The organism is Bradyrhizobium sp. CIAT3101 (genome assembly GCF_029714945.1).
Lineage (GTDB): Bacteria > Pseudomonadota > Alphaproteobacteria > Rhizobiales > Xanthobacteraceae > Bradyrhizobium.
The window spans coordinates 5720474-5737117 of record NZ_CP121634.1 but is presented as its reverse complement, the minus strand read 5'-3'; the positions used below and the strand labels follow the sequence as shown (position 1 = coordinate 5737117).

The 16644-nt window shown below is 62.9% G+C and carries 15 protein-coding genes; 2 read left to right on the top strand and 13 right to left on the bottom strand.

Translation table 11 applies throughout. The features are described from left to right. The first annotated feature begins 38 nt into the window (after nucleotides 1-38). Both QA645_RS27265 and QA645_RS27260 read left to right on the top strand, forming a co-directional pair. A complete protein-coding gene (locus QA645_RS27265) occupies nucleotides 39-1355 on the top strand; it encodes an FAD-binding oxidoreductase (RefSeq protein ID WP_283044605.1) in 1317 nt (438 codons plus the stop codon). 69 nt (nucleotides 1356-1424) lie between these two features. Next, nucleotides 1425-2810: an FAD-binding oxidoreductase gene (locus QA645_RS27260; RefSeq protein ID WP_283044604.1), complete on the top strand. Its 1386-nt coding sequence runs from the start codon at nucleotides 1425-1427 to the stop codon at nucleotides 2808-2810. Nucleotides 2811-2918: 108 nt separating this feature from the next. On the opposite strand, the gene QA645_RS27255 is transcribed toward QA645_RS27260, so the two are convergent. The 13 genes from QA645_RS27255 to QA645_RS27195 form a co-directional block, all read right to left on the bottom strand. After that, nucleotides 2919-3650: a DUF1275 family protein gene (locus QA645_RS27255; protein WP_283044603.1), complete on the bottom strand. Its 732-nt coding sequence runs from the start codon at nucleotides 3648-3650 to the stop codon at nucleotides 2919-2921. Nucleotides 3651-3713: 63 nt separating this feature from the next. Then, nucleotides 3714-4424: an SDR family oxidoreductase gene (locus QA645_RS27250; protein ID WP_283044602.1), complete on the bottom strand. Its 711-nt coding sequence runs from the start codon at nucleotides 4422-4424 to the stop codon at nucleotides 3714-3716. 33 nt (nucleotides 4425-4457) lie between these two features. Next, nucleotides 4458-5240 carry a 3-hydroxybutyrate dehydrogenase gene (locus tag QA645_RS27245; RefSeq protein WP_283044601.1) on the bottom strand — a complete coding sequence of 261 codons (783 nt, stop codon included), beginning with the start codon at nucleotides 5238-5240 and terminating at the stop codon, nucleotides 4458-4460. A 45-nt stretch (nucleotides 5241-5285) separates the two neighbouring features. Then, nucleotides 5286-6896, bottom strand: a complete 1611-nt coding sequence (locus QA645_RS27240) for an MDR family MFS transporter (protein ID WP_283044600.1) — start codon at nucleotides 6894-6896, stop codon at nucleotides 5286-5288. A gap of 35 nt (nucleotides 6897-6931) precedes the next feature. Continuing rightward, complete coding sequence (locus QA645_RS27235; protein WP_283053353.1) at nucleotides 6932-8080, bottom strand: HlyD family secretion protein; 1149 nt, start codon at nucleotides 8078-8080, stop codon at nucleotides 6932-6934. A 34-nt stretch (nucleotides 8081-8114) separates the two neighbouring features. After that, a complete protein-coding gene (locus tag QA645_RS27230) occupies nucleotides 8115-9290 on the bottom strand; it encodes a patatin-like phospholipase family protein (protein ID WP_283044599.1) in 1176 nt (391 codons plus the stop codon). Nucleotides 9291-9321: 31 nt separating this feature from the next. After that, nucleotides 9322-10116 carry an acetoacetate decarboxylase gene (locus QA645_RS27225; protein ID WP_283044598.1) on the bottom strand — a complete coding sequence of 265 codons (795 nt, stop codon included), beginning with the start codon at nucleotides 10114-10116 and terminating at the stop codon, nucleotides 9322-9324. Between the two features lie 76 nt (nucleotides 10117-10192). After that, the gene (locus QA645_RS27220; RefSeq protein WP_283044597.1) at nucleotides 10193-11398 is read right to left on the bottom strand and encodes an NAD(P)/FAD-dependent oxidoreductase; all 1206 of its coding nucleotides are present in this window, start codon (nucleotides 11396-11398) and stop codon (nucleotides 10193-10195) included. 110 nt (nucleotides 11399-11508) lie between these two features. Beyond that, a complete protein-coding gene (locus QA645_RS27215; protein WP_283044596.1) occupies nucleotides 11509-11796 on the bottom strand; it encodes a hypothetical protein in 288 nt (95 codons plus the stop codon). 102 nt (nucleotides 11797-11898) lie between these two features. Next, nucleotides 11899-12849 (bottom strand): AraC family transcriptional regulator, encoded by a 951-nt coding sequence (locus QA645_RS27210; protein WP_283044595.1) that lies wholly within the window; start codon nucleotides 12847-12849, stop codon nucleotides 11899-11901. A gap of 51 nt (nucleotides 12850-12900) precedes the next feature. After that, nucleotides 12901-13848 (bottom strand): AraC family transcriptional regulator, encoded by a 948-nt coding sequence (locus tag QA645_RS27205; RefSeq protein WP_283044594.1) that lies wholly within the window; start codon nucleotides 13846-13848, stop codon nucleotides 12901-12903. Between the two features lie 249 nt (nucleotides 13849-14097). After that, the gene (locus tag QA645_RS27200; protein WP_283044593.1) at nucleotides 14098-16182 is read right to left on the bottom strand and encodes an ATP-binding protein; all 2085 of its coding nucleotides are present in this window, start codon (nucleotides 16180-16182) and stop codon (nucleotides 14098-14100) included. Continuing rightward, on the bottom strand, nucleotides 16175-16612 hold the full coding sequence (locus QA645_RS27195) for a response regulator (RefSeq protein WP_283044592.1): 438 nt from the start codon (nucleotides 16610-16612) through the stop codon (nucleotides 16175-16177). The genes QA645_RS27200 and QA645_RS27195 overlap by 8 nt, the downstream gene beginning before the upstream one ends. Between the last annotated feature and the right edge of the window lie 32 nt (nucleotides 16613-16644).

Genomic DNA, 16644 nt, shown 5'->3' with positions numbered 1-16644 from the left:
CGTTCAAAGAAAGACAAGCCGGAAAGGCTCGATCCATCATGCCCCGTTTTGACGATATCTATGCCAAGGACTTCAAGGAGGCGCCTTACTGGTGGGAGGCTGCCGAACCGGAAACCGATCTCGATCCCTTGCCGGAACGCGCCGATGTCGTGGTCATCGGCTCGGGCTATGCGGGGCTGAACGCGGCGACTCATCTGGCGCGCGCCGGGCGCTCGGTCGTCGTCATTGACGGCGACCGGATCGGGGAGGGCGCCTCGACGCGGTCGGGCGGCATGGTGTCGAGCGGTCAGAAGCTGGTGGTGAGTGGCGCGATCAAGGGGATCGACCCCGTGCTGTTCTCGCGCCTGATCGGCGAAAGCAATGAGAGCTTCGACTATCTGAAGATGCTCGTCGAGACGGAGAAGCTGGATGCCGGCCTCGCGCTCACTGGACGTTTTTTCGGCGCTCACGCGGCGGGCAACTACGAAACCCTGAAGCGGCATGGCGCGCTTCTGGCGGAAAAGACCGGCGTCACAGTGCATTTTCTCGATCGCGCGCATCAGCGGGCCGCAATCGGTTCGGACTATTATCACGGTGGCATGGTGATCGACCAATATGGCGGTCTGCACCCGGGCAAGTATCACAAGGCGCTGCGCGACAGGGCGCGCGCCGCCGGCGTCGTGCTGCGTTCGCATGCGCGTGCGGGCATGGTGCAGGACGGAGCGGGCGGGGAGAAGATCGTGCCGACCGCGCGGGGTAGCATCCGGGCTGCGCACGTCGTCGCAACCACCAACGGCTATACCGGAGCGGATGCGACGCCGGGGCTCGCCAGCCGCATCGTGCCGGTCAAGAGCTATCAGATCGCTACCGAGCCGCTGCCGGCCGATCTGCTGGCCGAGCTGATTCCGCGCGCCCGAATGGTGTCCGATACGCGTCGTGACCTGATCTATACAAGGCCGTCGCCCGACGGGACGCGACTTCTGTTCGGTTCGCGCCCGGGCATCTTCGACATGCCGGACAAGCTTGCCGCCAAGCGGCTCTACATGCGCATGTTGACCATCTGGCCGCAACTTGCGGGCGTGAAGATCACGCATGCGTGGAGCGGGCGTGTGGCGATGACGGTCGACAAGCTCGCGCATCTTGGGGCGCGCGACGGCACGGACTTCGCAGCCGGCTGCAACGGCAACGGCGTCGCGCTGATGACCTATCTCGGCTATCAGACGGCGCGGAAAATTCTTGGCGAGCAGAACATGCCGTCAGCCTTTGATCGGGACACATTCACCGCCGTGCCCTTCTATGCGGGCAGGCCGTGGTTCCTGCCGCTCTTTGCAGGCTGGTATCGCCTGCGCGATTTCCTCGATCGTCCGGGAGGCTGAATTGGAGCAGCCCGCTATTCCGGTCGGCCCGGAAGAGGATACGGCGACGAACGCCTGAAGGAGGACAATTTGTCCAGAATAATTCCCGATCTCGTCGTCACGCCGCAGGAGCTACCCGCGAAGGTGGACGTCGTCGTCATCGGCGGAGGCATCATCGGCGTCTCGACGGCGCTCTCGCTGGCCGAGCGCGGCGTCAGCGTCGCCTTGTGTGAAAAGGGTTTGATCGGAGCGGAGCAGTCGTCGCGAAACTGGGGCTGGGTCCGCCAGATGGGGCGCGATCCGGCCGAGTTGCCGCTTGCCATCGAAAGTCTCCGGCTCTGGCGTGGCATGAACGCGCGCATCGCCGGCGAAACGGGCTTTCGGCAGACGGGCATCGCCTACCTCTGCGACACCGATGCCGATGTCGCGACGTACGAGGAGTGGCTCAAGCATGCCGCCCCGTTGGGTCTCGATTCCCGCCTCGTCAGCGGCGAGGCGCTGAAGACGCTCATTCCCGGAGCGGCGAAGCCGTTCCGCGCCGCGTTGCACACGCCGAGCGACGGCAAGGCGGAGCCCTTTATCGCAGTCCCGGCGATGGCGCGGGCCGCGGCCGCCAAAGGCGCGCAAATCCTCACCAATTGCGCGGTCCGCTCCATCGAGCGATCGGCCGGCCGGGTGAGCGGCTGTGTGACCGAGCGCGGTGAGATCCGCTGCTCTTCCGTGGTTCTGGCGGGAGGAGCCTGGTCCCGCTTGTTCGCTGGCAATATGGGCATCGATCTTCCGGTCCTGAAGATCCTCGGCAGCGTCGTCCGCCTGTCCTCCGTCGAGGGCGTTCCGGATTTCGCAGTTGGTGCGGGCAACTTCGCTTTCCGTCGCCGTCTGGACGGCGGGTTCACCGTCGCTCAGCGCAACGCAAATGTTGCGCCGATCACGCCGGATAGCTTTCGTTTGTTCTGCGACTATACACCGACGCTCATCAAGAGCTGGAACGAGCTGACACTTCGCATCAGCGGTCAGTTTTTTCGCGAGCTGTCGATAGCGCGAAGCTGGCAGAGCGACGAAGTTACGCCTTTCGAACAGGTCCGCATTCTCGATCCCGATCCGTCGTGGCGATTCGTTCGAGGCGGCGTTCGCCATCTGCGCGAGGCGTTCCCGGCGTTCGGCGACGCCAAGATAACAAAGGTGTGGGCCGGCTTGATGGACGTTACGCCGGATGCCGTTCCTGTCATGGCGCAGGTCGGCTCCGTTCCCGGCTTCTATCTCGCCACAGGTTTCTCCGGTCACGGGTTCGGTATCGGCCCGGGCGCCGGCGCGTTGATGGCCGACCTGGTGACGGGATCGACGGCTTGCGTCGATCCGGCTCCATTCCGGATCGAGCGATTCAAGCGGTTGAAAAAAGGTCGCTTGATTCGAGCCCTTTGTGTCCACGGGCGAGTGATCAATAGGCGTTGCAGTTCTTTGAAATCGTGGGTTTGACGCCCACGTACAAGGATTTGCGCGATTTTCGACGAACTTCGATTTTTGCGTGCTTCGCGTACGTGGCAAGATGTGAGGGGCGTCGGATAGACTTGATGCCGAGCGCTATTAATCCAACGCAACCGCTATTCCCGCCAGTGCTGCCGGAAGCGACCAGGCCCAATCTCCCATCAGCAAGACCGCTCCTGCAGCAACGATGCACCCCAGGATGAAGCTGAGCAGGCGAAACAGCGAGTGATTGAGCGGCGGGGAATCGTGCGGCAGCAGACGATTGCGTGCGGCGAGGAGATCCATCGCGGACAAGACTGCATTGGTCAGATTGCCGGTCATCACTGCAGTCGATATCGCGCCGGGCAGCGCCAGGCGAAGGAGTGCGTATTGGCAGGCCATCGCCGACACGGCCATCGTCGCCGCAGCATCGGCGTTCAGTCCAGCGGGATCGGCTGATGGCTTGGTGATCACGCTGAAGATCAACAGCATGAGAAGCACCAGGAACTGAACCTGGAGCAACAGCCGCGCCAGACGAGAACCGTGCCGGCCGGAAGCTTGGGCGATTAGCCAAACAGTCGCCAAAGCAATCATGAAGACAGGGAGCGCCGACAACTGTGCCCAGCGAAACGAGCCGCCATCAATGGCAACGACGGTGGCCAACACGATATTGCCGGTCACGTGGGCCGTGAAGATGTGACCCAGGGTGAAGAAGCCGGTGAAGTCGACCATTCCGGCAATGACGCCAAGCAATGGTAACAGTCGCGCCTCCAGGCGCGACTGCTTCACTGCTTCGTTCGCGGAATCCAGGCCGCTTTGGGACGGGGCACTGCCTTGAGTAAGCAGAGGCATCTTCAGCGGTTCCGGTTGCAAGCCCTGATTGGTCCCGAATATCGGCCTGACGACAGAGACCCTTCAGGAGCCCGCGCTTTGTCCGCCGTCGACATGCAGGATTTCGCCGGTGACGAAGTCGGCACCTTCGAGGAAGAGCACGGCCTCGACGATCTCGTGGACCTCACCCATCCGACCAATCGGGTGCTGCTTGCCGAGATGGTCATACATTTCTGGCCTGTGCATCGACGTCTTGGTCGCGCCTGGTGCGACCGCGTTGACACGGATTCCCCTGCTTGCAAGTTCGACGGCAAGCGACTTCGTCGCCGCGTTAAGACCACCCTTGGTCAAGGCTGCCAACGCTGACGGCGCCTGGCTGCTGACGTTCTCGTCCAGGCTGCTCGTGATCTGCACAATGTGCCCGGAGCCGCGCCTCAGCATCTCCACGGTAGCGCGTCGCGTCATGTGGAAAAAGCCGTTGAGGTTGATCGCCAGCATCCTGGCATAGTCATCGTCCGTATATTCGATGAACGGCTTTCCGATGAAGATGCCGGCGTTGTTGACAAGCGTGTCGATCCGACCAAATTGGTCAAGCGCCCGGAGAACAATGTGTTCTGCCGTTCTGGGGTCGCCGATGTCGCCGGCGACGGCGAGAATGTCCGGATCGGATGACGGCTCAATCGAGCGGGCGTTCGCGATCACGCGATAGTTTCTGCCGCGATACGCTCTCACCAAGGCTTCGCCGATGCCCCGCGACGCGCCGGTGATGATTGCGACTTTGCGTTCTTCGTCCATGAGGAGCTCCATTTTCGCGCTAGGTTGTTTCTGCTACTGTGCCGTCCATCCGCCATCGACCGCGATGGCGGTGCCCGTGATCTGGTCTGCCGCAGGCGAACAGAGGAAGGCCACGGTGCCTCCAAGCTGCTCCGGAGAGACGAATTCGGAGGACGGTTGCTTCTCACCCAACAGCGCCCTGGCGGCGTCCTGTTGGCTGATGTTCTTTTGCGCGGCCATGTCGCTGATTTGCTTTTCGACCAGAGGTGTCCGCACCCAGCCGGGACAGACCGCGTTGCAGGTCACGCCGCTGCCGGCGGTCTCCAGGCCGACCACTTTGGTCAGGCCGACCAGGCCGTGCTTGGCCGCGACGTAGGCCGCCTTGTGTGTCGACGCAACGAGACCGTGGGTCGAGGCGATGTTGACGATCCGGCCCCAGCGCTGCTTCTTCATCTGGGGCACCGCGGCGGCGATGCCGTGGAATGCAGCCGACAGATTGATGTCCAGGATCGCGTGCCACTTGGCGGGCGGAAATTCCTCCACAGGCGCGGTGAACTGGATGCCGGCATTGTTCACGAGGATGTCGAGGCGCCCGAAGGTCTCGATCGTGGTCGCGATCAGGCGGCGCACGGAATCGCCCTTCGACATGTCGGCGCCGTCGTACACGACACGCACGTCGTGTTCGCGTTCGATCCCGGCGCGGATGGCTTCGATCTCGCCGGGGTCGCCGAAGCCGTTCAAGACGATGGTGGCGCGAAGCCTGGCCAACTCTCTGGCGATCCCGAGCCCAATGCCACTGGTCGAGCCGGTGACGATCGCTACCTTATTCTTCAACATCGGAGTTCCTTTCGTTCTTTGTGGTGTCGTTGCGGACGAGTGAAATCAATGCCCGCCGCCGGCTTCGATACGCCCGGGCTTTGTCAGCATGAGCGCAGCGAGAAGGGCGACGATCTGCGAGACGCCGAGCAGAAAGAAGGTGTCGCTGAATGCGAGGATGAAGGCCTGCTTCTGAACGACCTTGCCGATCGCGACATAGGCGTGATGGACGGCGTCGATGCGGTCGATAACGCCATGGCTCATGAAATATTGCGTGAGCTGATCGAGGCGAGTGCGGGTGGCTTGCTCGAACATCGAGACCGATTGCGTCAGGACGTTGGAATGATATTGCTCCCGCTTGGTCAGCAGCGTCTGAAGCGCGGCAATGCCGATCGCGCCACCAAGGTTGCGCATCATGTTGAACAGAGCGGATGCCGATCCGGCGTTCTCGGCCTCGATTCCGCTGGTGGCGACCGCCGAGAGCGGCGCAAAGACGAGGGCCTGGCCAAGCGCGCGGATCACGTTCGGCCAAAATAGCTGATCGGCTGCATAGTCGTTGGTCATGTAGATATTCAAGAAATTGGAGCCGCCGAACAGCACAAAGCCGACGCCGATCACGAGGCGAGGATCGAGCCGCTGCATCAGGCGGGGCACCAGCGGGATCAGCACGAGCTGTGGCAGGCCGGTCCATGCCAGCACCATGCCGATCTGCTCGGAGTTGTAGCCCTGGATGCGGGACAGGTAGACCGGCAGGACGTAGACGGAACCGTACAGCGACACACCGAGCAGAAAGTTCGCGAGCACGCCGAAGCCGAAATTGCGACGGAACAGGATGCGCAGGTTGAGCAGCGGCTTCTTCGCGGCAAGTTCGATGACGAGGAACAGAGTCAACGCAACCACAGCAACGATTGCCAGCCGGACGATGAAAGGCGAGCCGAACCAGTCGTCCTTGTTGCCTTCTTCCAGCACGGTCTGAAGCGCGGCAAGTCCGATCGCCATCGTGGCGATGCCGGCCCAATCGCCCTCCCGTAACAGGCGCAGCTGCATAGGCGCAGCTTCCAGCGAGGCATAGAGCATCGTGATCATGATCGCGCCGGGGACGATGTTGACGTAGAAGACGTACTCCCAGCCGAAATTTTCAGTGAGATAGCCCCCGATGGTCGGACCAATGGCCGGCGCGAAGGTCGCGGAGATCGCGAACATCGCCAATCCAATCGGCTGCTTCGCCTTGGGCAGCAGCGTAATGATGAGCGTGAACGCCATCGGAATTAGCACCCCACCGGTAAAGCCCTGTACGGCGCGGAGCACGATCATCTGCGGCAGGTTCTGCGCGAGCGCGCAGGCCGCCGAAAACGCCAGGAACAGGAATGCGTTGGTGAGGAGATAGATGCGGACCGAGAACACCTGGGCAAGCCAGCCGCTCAGGGGGATTACGACAATCTCGGCGATCAGGTACGAGGTCGAGATCCAGCCGCCGTCATCGATGCCCGCACCGATCCCGCCCTGGATGTTGGCAAGGGAGGCATTGACGATCTGAATGTTGAGCACCGCCATGAAGGCGCCCAGCGTGGCCCCGCTGACCGCAAGCCAGGTCTTTGCCGAGACGGCGGGAGTGGTGGCCGGTAGCTGACGTTCGCTACCGGCCTGGGCGCCAATCGCGGTTTGCAGTGTCGTCATGGCGATCTGCTCACGTGTGAGGGAGGACGGTTTGGTCAGCCGCGGGGCTTGTTGCTACGCAAGGCAAGCCGCTTCTCGGCGTCTCGCTCGGCGATAACGGCAGACTTGGTATTGACGGTGGGCTCGGCCGACATTCCCGGGCGCAGAAGGCCGTTCAGGCTTTGGTCGTCGAGCACGATCTTCACCGGCACGCGCTGCACGATCTTGGTGAAGTTGCCGGTCGCATTGTCGGGCGGCAGCAGGGCGAACTCCAGGCCGCTCGCCGGCGACAGGCTATCGACGTGACCTTTCAGCTTCGTCGAATGGAAACTGTCGACGCGCAGCTCGACCGGCTGTCCATTGCGTACGTGAGTGAGCTGGGTCTCCTTGAAATTTGCGACCACGTAGACCGCGTCGAGCGGAACGACTGCCATGAGCTGCGTGCCCGCCTGGACATATTGGCCGACCCGCAGGGTGCGCGCGCCGACGGTGCCGTCGACCGGCGCGGTGATCCGCGTATAGGAGACGTTCAGCGCCGCCTGTTGTTCCAGCGCATGAGCGTGATCGAGCTGCGCGAGAGCCTGAGCCCGCTGGGTCGAGAGCACCTCGATCTTCTTGTTGGCGGCGATCAATCCCGCCTTGCCCTGCTGCAATTGTGCGATCTGCGAGCGTAACGTTGCGTCAGTTTGCTGGGCCCGTTGAATGGTGCCCGCACCCGACTTCATGAGATCGTCGTAGCGGGCACGCTCTTGCTGGGCGAACTTCAGGTTGGCCTCGGTCGCATCGACCTCGGCCGCCTGTTGTTGAATGAGCGGCTCCTGCAATTCGATCTGTGCGTTCAGGTGTTTGACTGCAGCCTCGGATGCTGCGACATCCGCCTGGGCTTGCTTCAGCGCGGTCTTGAAATCGCGGTCGTCGATCCGCGCCAAGACCTGGCCGGATTTTACCGGCTGGTTATCGGCGACGAGAACCTCCGCAATGTGGCCGGAGACTTTGGGTGCGATGATCGTGGAGTCCGCTTTCACATAGGCATCGTCGGTCGTCTCCAGGTAGCGACCGGCGGTGACATAGTAGTGGCCGTAGACTGTAGCTCCGGCCACGCCGAGCGCGGCAGCGAACGCGATTGCCGCGCGCCGGATCGCCTGACGCGATGGAGCATGACGGGCTTTGGTCCTCTGTTCGGAGGCGTAAGAAAGGGTCGACATGGCTCTCTCCGGAAGCTGCTGGGGGCGCTGAATCTCAATCGCGACGATGGACGTCATGGGTGACGATGCCGAGCTCGGGAGACGGCGGGTCCAGGCGGTGCGGATCGGCCAGCGTGCGGCGGATGTCGTCGAGCCCGCTTTGCCAATGCGCGCGCATCGCGCTCAGCCCAAATTCGTAATCCCGCGAATGGCCTTCGTGGATCTTGGTCTGATAAATCAGGTGAACGATGTTGTAGGAGCGCTCGCGCGCCATCTCGGCGATGTCGCGGATCTCCGGATCCCCTCTTGCAGCTTCCGGCAGCTTCTCGATAGTTCGCTGCAAGGCCCGACGCATCTTCTGCATCCGCAGCACCTGATCCGTCACGGTGCGGGTGCGGCTCGAATACTGGATGTCCTTCTGCCGGCTCGAAACCTCCATCATGTCGTAGGGAACGCGGCCCCGGGCCGACCAGAGATCGATCTGGAACGTCAGCGTGTCACGAGGCTCGCCCGACAGGACGCGGGAGAGGGGCGTGTTCGACACCACGCCGCCGTCCCAATAGTGCTCGCCTTCGATTTCGACGGCGGGGAATCCTGGTGGCAGCGCGCCGGACGCCATGAAATGCTTCGGTCCCAGCCGGCGCTCGGCGGTGTCGAAATAGGTCAGGTTGCCAGTGCGGACGTTGACCGCGCCGACGCTGACGCGCACGTCGCCCGAGTTCAGCCGGTCGAAATCGACGAACCGCTCCAATGTCTGATGCAGAGGCGCCGTATCGTAAAAGCTGGTTGCGGCGTTACCCGAGAAGGGCGACCAGAGTGGCGAGGGAAAGCGCGGCTTGAAGAAGCCGGGCTGGCCTTGGACCAGTGCCCTCGCTGCGGCCAACGCGTTGCGGATCGAGGTGATGTCGAACGCAAAGGGCAAGGCATTGGCCAGTCCTTCGCCTGCGGGCCATTCGATCGAAAAGGCGCAGATGGTCTCCCAGAACTCGCGCAGCCGCTGCACGCGCTCGCTTTCGGGCGAGCCGGCGATGATGGCGGCGTTGAGCGCCCCGATCGAAATTCCAGCCAGCCAGTTTGGCCGGATGCCGGCTTCGTGCAGGCCTTCGTAGACTCCGGCCTGATAGGCGCCGAGAGCTCCGCCACCCTGCAGGACCAGAGCAACCACATCATATGGCAGCGGCCTGGATTGTTGCCGCACAGGAATGGTTTGCTCGCGCGTGACCTTAAGCATTTCGAATCTCCCGACGTTGCGGCTGATCTGATCAGCCGGCGTTTGCCTCGATGAGGATTTCGGATCTGGATTGCCGTACGGCCGCTCCGGACGACAGGTAGTCGTGGACCACGGTGCCGAGACCGAGCGTCAAGTCGGCCACGAGGTGTTTGGCTGACAGCACTTCGAGGACCGGAAGTTCGGTGACGGGCGCCAGGGCATGCGAATACAGGTCCAGCGCCGCCGGTCCCGTCCAGGCGCCTTTGACGGTAATGTCTTCGAGGTGGTAGCGGACCAGCTCGCAGATGCGCGCCGAGCCATCGACATGTGGGATAATCTTGAGCAGGAAATTGGGCGCGGTGAGCTTCCTGGCCTCGGCTTCGATGTCGAGCGCGCGGTGCTTGTAACCCATGGTTCCGGTCGCGATGCGAACCGAGCCGTAGTTCAAGGTGCCGACCAGCGTATCGATCTCGACCGCGAGTTTCGGCTGCGCCAGCTTCTTTGGAAATCCCCACAGCTCCCGCCCGCCGGCGATGGGCGGATGGTCATTGAGGAACATCTGATGGGTAAAGCTGCCGGCCTGACCTTGGTAGGATACGGGAATGACCTGGCCGCTCTCCGTGTAGTCGCCGAACCCTGTTGAATCCGGCATGCGGATGAATTCGTAGTTCACGACCGGTTCGGTCAGTTCGAGCGGTGCCGGCACGATCCGGCGCAGCGCCGCGGGATCCGTCCGGTACTGGATGATGAAGTATTCGCGGTTGACGAAGCGGTAGGGGCCCGGTGGAAAAGCCGGATTGGTCAGCGGCATGGCGAACGCCGTCGTGCGCACGGTCTCGTGTTTCATCGGGGGGCTCCAGTTTGGTCGATGGCGAGGGAGCCGCGCTTCTGCGTCCGAAGCGCGGCCATATCTCTTGAGCGTCTCAGACCTCGGTGACGTGCTCCGGATCGGCGGATGCGAGCGCGGCAGCCCGCTCGGCCCGCGGCGGGTAGATCCACACGGTGTTGATCTCGTGCTTGGTCTTCTTGGCGACGTCGCCGACGATCTCGACCTTCCGTTCCCAGCCGCGGGTGAAGACCGCGCCGGCTTCGCCGAGGTCGAGGCATGTGACGTAGGCTTTCTGGTGGTACGGCTTGGTCGGGACGCCGAGGAGCTCGGCAGCGGCATTGTTGCCGGCGAAGGCGCCCATTCGGGTGGCGTGCTGGCAGGACATCAGTGCAAAGTTGCCGGCATCGTCGCACGCAGCCTTCGCGGCATCGCCGGTGGCGAAGACGCCGGGCACCGACGCCACACGCAGATCCCGATCAACCAGCAGCCGGCCGGAATTGTCGCGCTCCGCGGGAATCTGTTGAGTCAATGGTGCGGCACGAATGCCCGCGGCCCAGACCACGGTTTCCGCCTCGATGCGTTCGCCGCTCGAAAGCGTGACGCCGGTCTCGTCGAGCGCACTGACGCCAGCGCCGACCCGGGTCTCTACGCCGAGTTCGCGCAACGCATTCTCAATGACGGGACGAGGGCCGGTGCCCATGTCGGGAGCGACCGCACTGTTACGTTCGACGATGATCACGCGTGGCTTCGCGTCCTTGCCGAGGATCGCACGAAGCCGCTTGGGCATCTCGGTTGCAGCTTCGATGCCGGTGAAACCGCCGCCGGCAACGACAACGGTGTCGCGACCGTTTCTTGCCGGCCTTTCGGCCAAGCCGTGCAGATGCCTGTCGAGGGCCACCGCATCATCGAGCGAGTCGACGCTGAAGCCATGCTCGGCGAGGCCCGGAATATTCGGGCGGAAGAGCCGGCTGCCAGTGGCGACGACCAGCCGGTCGTAGGATAGCGTCTTTCGGGTGCCCCCGGCGGTCGAGACCTGCAACATGCGGGATTTGGTATCGATCGTTTCGGCGCTGCCCTGCACGTAGACGACGTCGATGGACTTGAGCACCTCGAGTAGAGGCGCAGTCAGGGTTTCCGGTTTCGCTTCGTAAAGCCGCGGGCGAACCACCAGCGTCGGCTGCGGCGCAACCAGCGCGATCTCGAGTTCGTCGGGGGAAACGCCCTGGATATCGCGCAGGCGGGCAGCGGAAAGTGCGGCGTACATGCCGGCGAAGCCGGCGCCGATGATAACTAGTCGCATGTGGTCTTCTCCTGTGGTTGGTCTTCCGGCATGGACGCGCCGCCGCTGCCGCTGTGCTTGCGGTCTCGTGTGGTCGACGACGCGAAAACGTGAGGCGAAAGTGTCAGGTCTTAAGGGGAGGGACAGCTCGACATCGATGCGGCCCAGCGGCGGCGAAAGAAGAGCGGCTCGGCGGCATTGCGGCCGCTCCAGTTGGCGTAGGGAAGAGGCGCATCATCGTTGGCCATGATGGATAGCGCCGGGCTCATGCGTTGCAGGGACTGCGGTGGAATCTCCACTTCCTCGCCGGTTGCGGACGTGAAGCGGACCGCCAGGGAGAGTCCATACAAGATCGTCGTTGCGGCGAGCCGTCGCCGCGGCGGGATTGCAAAGAGGCTGACGAAGGTCTTCGAGGTCATCGTTTGTCTCCGTCTGTTGGAAACGTTGGGGACCCTGATCGTCTACCGGATCGTAGCTGCTACTGCGCCAGCGTGATTGCGGTGCCTGTAGAGCGATTGCTGCTACCGCATGCGTCGTCGCCAATCGCTCGGACTTTCACCGGTCAATTTCTTGAACGCCGCGGCGAATGCAGTTTGCGAAGCGTAGCCAAGCTGTGCGGCCACCGTCGCAATCGAGGCATCTGTATCGCGCAGCATGTTCATGGCCTGATCGAGCCGCTGCTGGCGTAGCCAGGCATGTGGCGAAAGCCCGGTGCTTTCCTTAAACGCACGACAGAAGTGGAAGCGCGAGAGCCCGGCGTCCGATGCGAGCACCGCGAGAGAGACGTCGGTATCAATGTTCGAGCGCAGGCGTTCGATCGCGCGCCGTAGGGCGTGGGGCGACAGTCCCCCCGTGACCAGCTCGAACGTGGACGACTCGCCGGTGTGCTCGGCCAGGATACGCGTGGCCAGAAGATCGGTGAGTTGCTGCCTGAACAGGTGATCCAGGGCCGCATTGCCCTCGAGCACATCCGCCGCACTCATCAGCAATCCCGATACGACAGGGTCCGGATGCCCTGTCCGTTCCAGAAGATCGCCGGGAGCGGGCATGTTGGCCTCACGGGCGATGCGTTGCAGCGCGGCCTGCGGAAGATAGAGTTGGATCACATCGACGAAGCCGGGAATATCCCACCGGGCGCTTGATCCGGCCGGAATGATCGTCACCACACCCGAACGCGCCGTTCCAATCGCAACCGATTTTCCGGAGCGCCGCTCCAGGCGCTGAACGCCTGTGGGGTAAGTCATGATGACGTGATCGGTCATAGGCTCGACCACGTCGTGCAGAGCCCCGTGCTTCCAATGCGCGATGGCACCGTTGGTGGGATCCGAAGCCATCTGGAGCGGTGCGGTCTTGAGGACACGGGCCATCTCCACGTCGGCGCGGCGCCGCTCGGCATGTAGAGAGTCATCGTGGCCCGTATCTGGTGCGACGAGCAAAGCCTCCAAGGGATCGCGCGGGATCGGTCTGGTCATGAAGCTGTCCTCGCCTTCCGAGGTATTTCATCAACAGCAGGAAGGCCGTCGCTAGCGCACGCTTCGCCGCCAGTCGCTGGGGGTCTCCCCGGTGAATCGCCTGAACGCGGCCGCGAAGGCCGTTTGGGAGGAATAGCCGAGCTCCATTGCGACCGACACGACCGACGTTTCCGTGTTCCGGAGCATGTTCATGGCCTGCTCGAGCCGGTGTTGCCGCAACCAGGCAAGCGGAGAAAGCCCGGTGCTCTCCTTGAACGAGCGGCAGAAGTGGAAGCGCGACAGCCCGGCTTCGGAAGCCAGAACATCGAGCGAAACCTCCGCATCGCTGTCCGAGCGCAAGCGTTCGATGGCGCGGAGCAAAACCTTCGGCGCAAGGCCGCCTATGGCCGGCTGGAATGTCGTCGACGAGCTCGTATGAGCTGCCAAAAGACGCGTGGCCAGGAGGTCCGTCAGTTGATGCCTGAACAACGCATCCAGCGTCCGATTGCCCTCCAGCACGCTGGCCGCGCTGAGAAGCAACCGGGATGTAATGGGATCGGGATGCGCCGTGCGCTCCAGGAGATCGGTCGGTGTGCCGGTCGCTGCTTCGTCGGCAACCCGCTTCAGCGTCGCGTGCGGAAGATAGAGCTGAACGACGTCCACGGGTTTCGGAATGTCCCACCGGGAGCTTGATCCTTCAGGAATGATGATCACAACGCCTGGACGAAACGTTCCGGACGCAACCGACCGTCCTGACCGTCGCTCCATGTGCTGCGTCACGCCGTTGTAGGCCATGATGACATGGTGGCTCATGGGTTCGACGACGTCGTGCAAGGGTTCGTGCTTCCAGTGGGCGATCCCGGCGCCCGAGGCGTCCAAGGCCATGCGAAACGGCGCGGTGTGGAGCACACGCGCCATCTCTGCATCGGCGGCGCGCCGATCAGAGGTGGGGAAGTCCTTGCCGGGCGTCGCCGGCGCAACCGGCAGAACCTCTTGATGATCAACGATCGGATCGTTCATGGCGTGTGCTCGTGTTGGGAAGGTCTTGCGCTCACCGCTCATCGGTGGGTTCGTGGCCCGATGGGCAGAACGGTTGCCTCCACCTTGGTCGCGACGATGATGGAAAGCCGCGGGTGACGGTATCGTGCTGTGGGTCTGGTCTCGCTGGTTTGGTGGCTAGATTCACCTGTACCTTGGGATAGGGCGGTCGGGGCTCGGGTGATCGCGCGCAACGAAGCGGAAGCTCACCGAACGACGCCATGCCTCCGGTTATGACCTTGCCGACCCTGTATCGGCGCCGGTCATCCCCGGCACCGGGACCGTGAAGTGGAAATGGGCGCCGCCACTCGGCCGGTTTGTGCCCGCGATGCGGCCGCCATGCGCGGTGATGATCGACTGACAGATGGTCAGGCCGATGCCGAGCCCAGCATCCTTGGTGCTGAAGAAGCTGTCGAAGACGCGCGCCAGATCCGCGGTGGGAATGCCCGGCCCGTCGTCGATAACGGAGAGGGCAACCGCACCGTTGCCGTCGATCGACGTTTCGATGTCGATCCGGCGCGTCGGCCCGCCCGACTGCGCGATCGCCTGGACGCTGTTGACCAGCAGGTTGATGATCACCTGCTGCAACTGAATGCGGTCGCCGAGGACCCTGGGAAGGTCGGCACCAAAGTTCGCGGACAGGACGATCGACTTGGAATCGATGTCATGGCGGATGAACAAGAGCGCTTCCTCGGCCACCTCGTTCAGGTCGATGAGGCGCTTCTCCGGTTCGTGCTTCGCCGCCATGCCGCGGATACGATGAATGATGTCGCTGGCACGGCGTGCGTTCGACACGATTCGCGAGGTGAGCTGCGCGACTTTTTCCGTGTTTTGATCGGCACGTGCGAGCCATCTGAGGCTGGTCTCGCCGTTGGTCACGATCGCCGCAAGCGGTTGATTGATCTCGTGCGCAATCGACGTTGCGAGCTCTCCGAGCGTTGCGATGCGCCCGGCATGCGAGAAGTCGGATTGCAGTTTTCGAAGCTGCTGTTCGGCGTTCAATCGCTCGCTGATGTCCTGCATGGTGATGAAGGTGTTGTCCAAATGCTCGGGAGGAACCGGATAGGTTACCGTGAACAAGACGTCGATGATCGAGCCGTCGAAGGCACGTATCCTGGTCTCCTCGATCAGATTGCGGCGACCTTCGAAGTGCGCGACCATGACGCGTTCCGCAAGGCCGGGAGCGGCGGCAAAGATGTACCTGACAGGTTTAATGAGATCTGCGGCGTTGCTGCCACGAAACAACGACACGGCGTCCCTGTTGACGTCGGTCACTCGGACGACGTCCTTGGCATGCTCGACGAGATCCGGATTGCGTGCGAGATGCCCGGCGATGTCGCGTACACCGTTTGCCTTCAACTCGTCGAAGGCTTCGCCCGCGCGACGGGAATCGACCTGCCAAAGCGCGGTCGGGAGGTATTGGATGAGCCTGCGGTACCTATCCTCGCTCGCCTGCAATTCCCATGTGGTTCGTTCATCGCTCGTTGCGCCGTTAATGGTCACGAACACGGTGTCGGGAGGACTCGGCTCCGCCGAGTGCCAAGCCTTGACGACGGGATTGCGCAGAGCTCCGCTCAAGACCATCTTGCGTGTCTCAAGGCGCGTGCGGTCGCTCGCGACACTTTCCAGCATCGCCGCAAGCAGCGAGCGGCTCTCGGCCGGCCAGAATGCCGCGATCGGTTGGCCGATCATCTGCTCGTAGCCGGCATGTGCGCCGAACATGCGAACCGCGCGATTGTTGACGGCCAGGATGCGGGTTGCGGTCAGCAGTCCGTCGACCCAGTCCGGGTGCCGATGGAGATCGATGGTGTTGCCGCCACGTCGATGTTCGGCGATCGCATCGAGCAGGGGACGTGCAGGCGAGGTATCGAGCTCCCAGGACGCGGCAAGCGAGGATTGCAGTTCGGCGTCCATGCGCAAGTAAGCCGCCTGCGAGAGCGAGCCCGCGTTTTGCCCGAACTCCACGATATCGAGGAATGCACCGGTCGCATCGCGCCTGACGATTTGCCTCACCGCGGCCACAATATCCGTTCCGGTCAGCCCGCGCCGACGAACCACTCCCTCCCATCGTCCCTCGCGCAGCAGCGCGTCGAAATGATCGGTACCGATGTGAGCGAGGGAACCTATGGTCTGGACGCGGCGCCCCAGCATTGCCATGGCGGGCCATCCGTAAAGAACTTCGGAGGCAGCATTCCAGTACCTGATGACGCCTTGTTCATCGCTTACGATGACGCTCTCGGAGGCGAGATCGGCGAGCTCCGTGACATGAGGCGAACCATGATCGCCTGGTGCCGCGCGTTGGAACAGATTACTCATCTGACGGCGTGTCCTGTCGCTCGTCTTCGCATGAGCTGCCTGCGCGGTTCAGCGCGGATTGCAGGTGGTGAAAGAGGACGTCATCGTTGACCGGTTTCGTCAAACAGGCAAAAGCGCCCGCGCTCAAGGCGCGCCCACGCGTGGACGGACTCGTATCCGCGGTGATGATGATGACCGGCATTGGTGAGCCAAGTTCCCGTAGTCGTTCCTGAAGTTCGAGGCCGCTTCGGCCCGGCATGCTTACGTCGGTAATCAAGCAGTCGAAGCGATCGGGCACATATTCGGCCATGAAAGCGTCCACTCGATCGAATGTCTGGCACGCAAGCCCCAACACAAGGAGGAGCTCGGAGAGCGCCTCTCGTACAGCCTCGTCGTCATCGACGACCGCGACGAGGGGCGCTTTGAACGAAAGGGGCGTTCTCGCTGGCATGGCCAGATGACCATCCGCCCGTTGGTCACCGG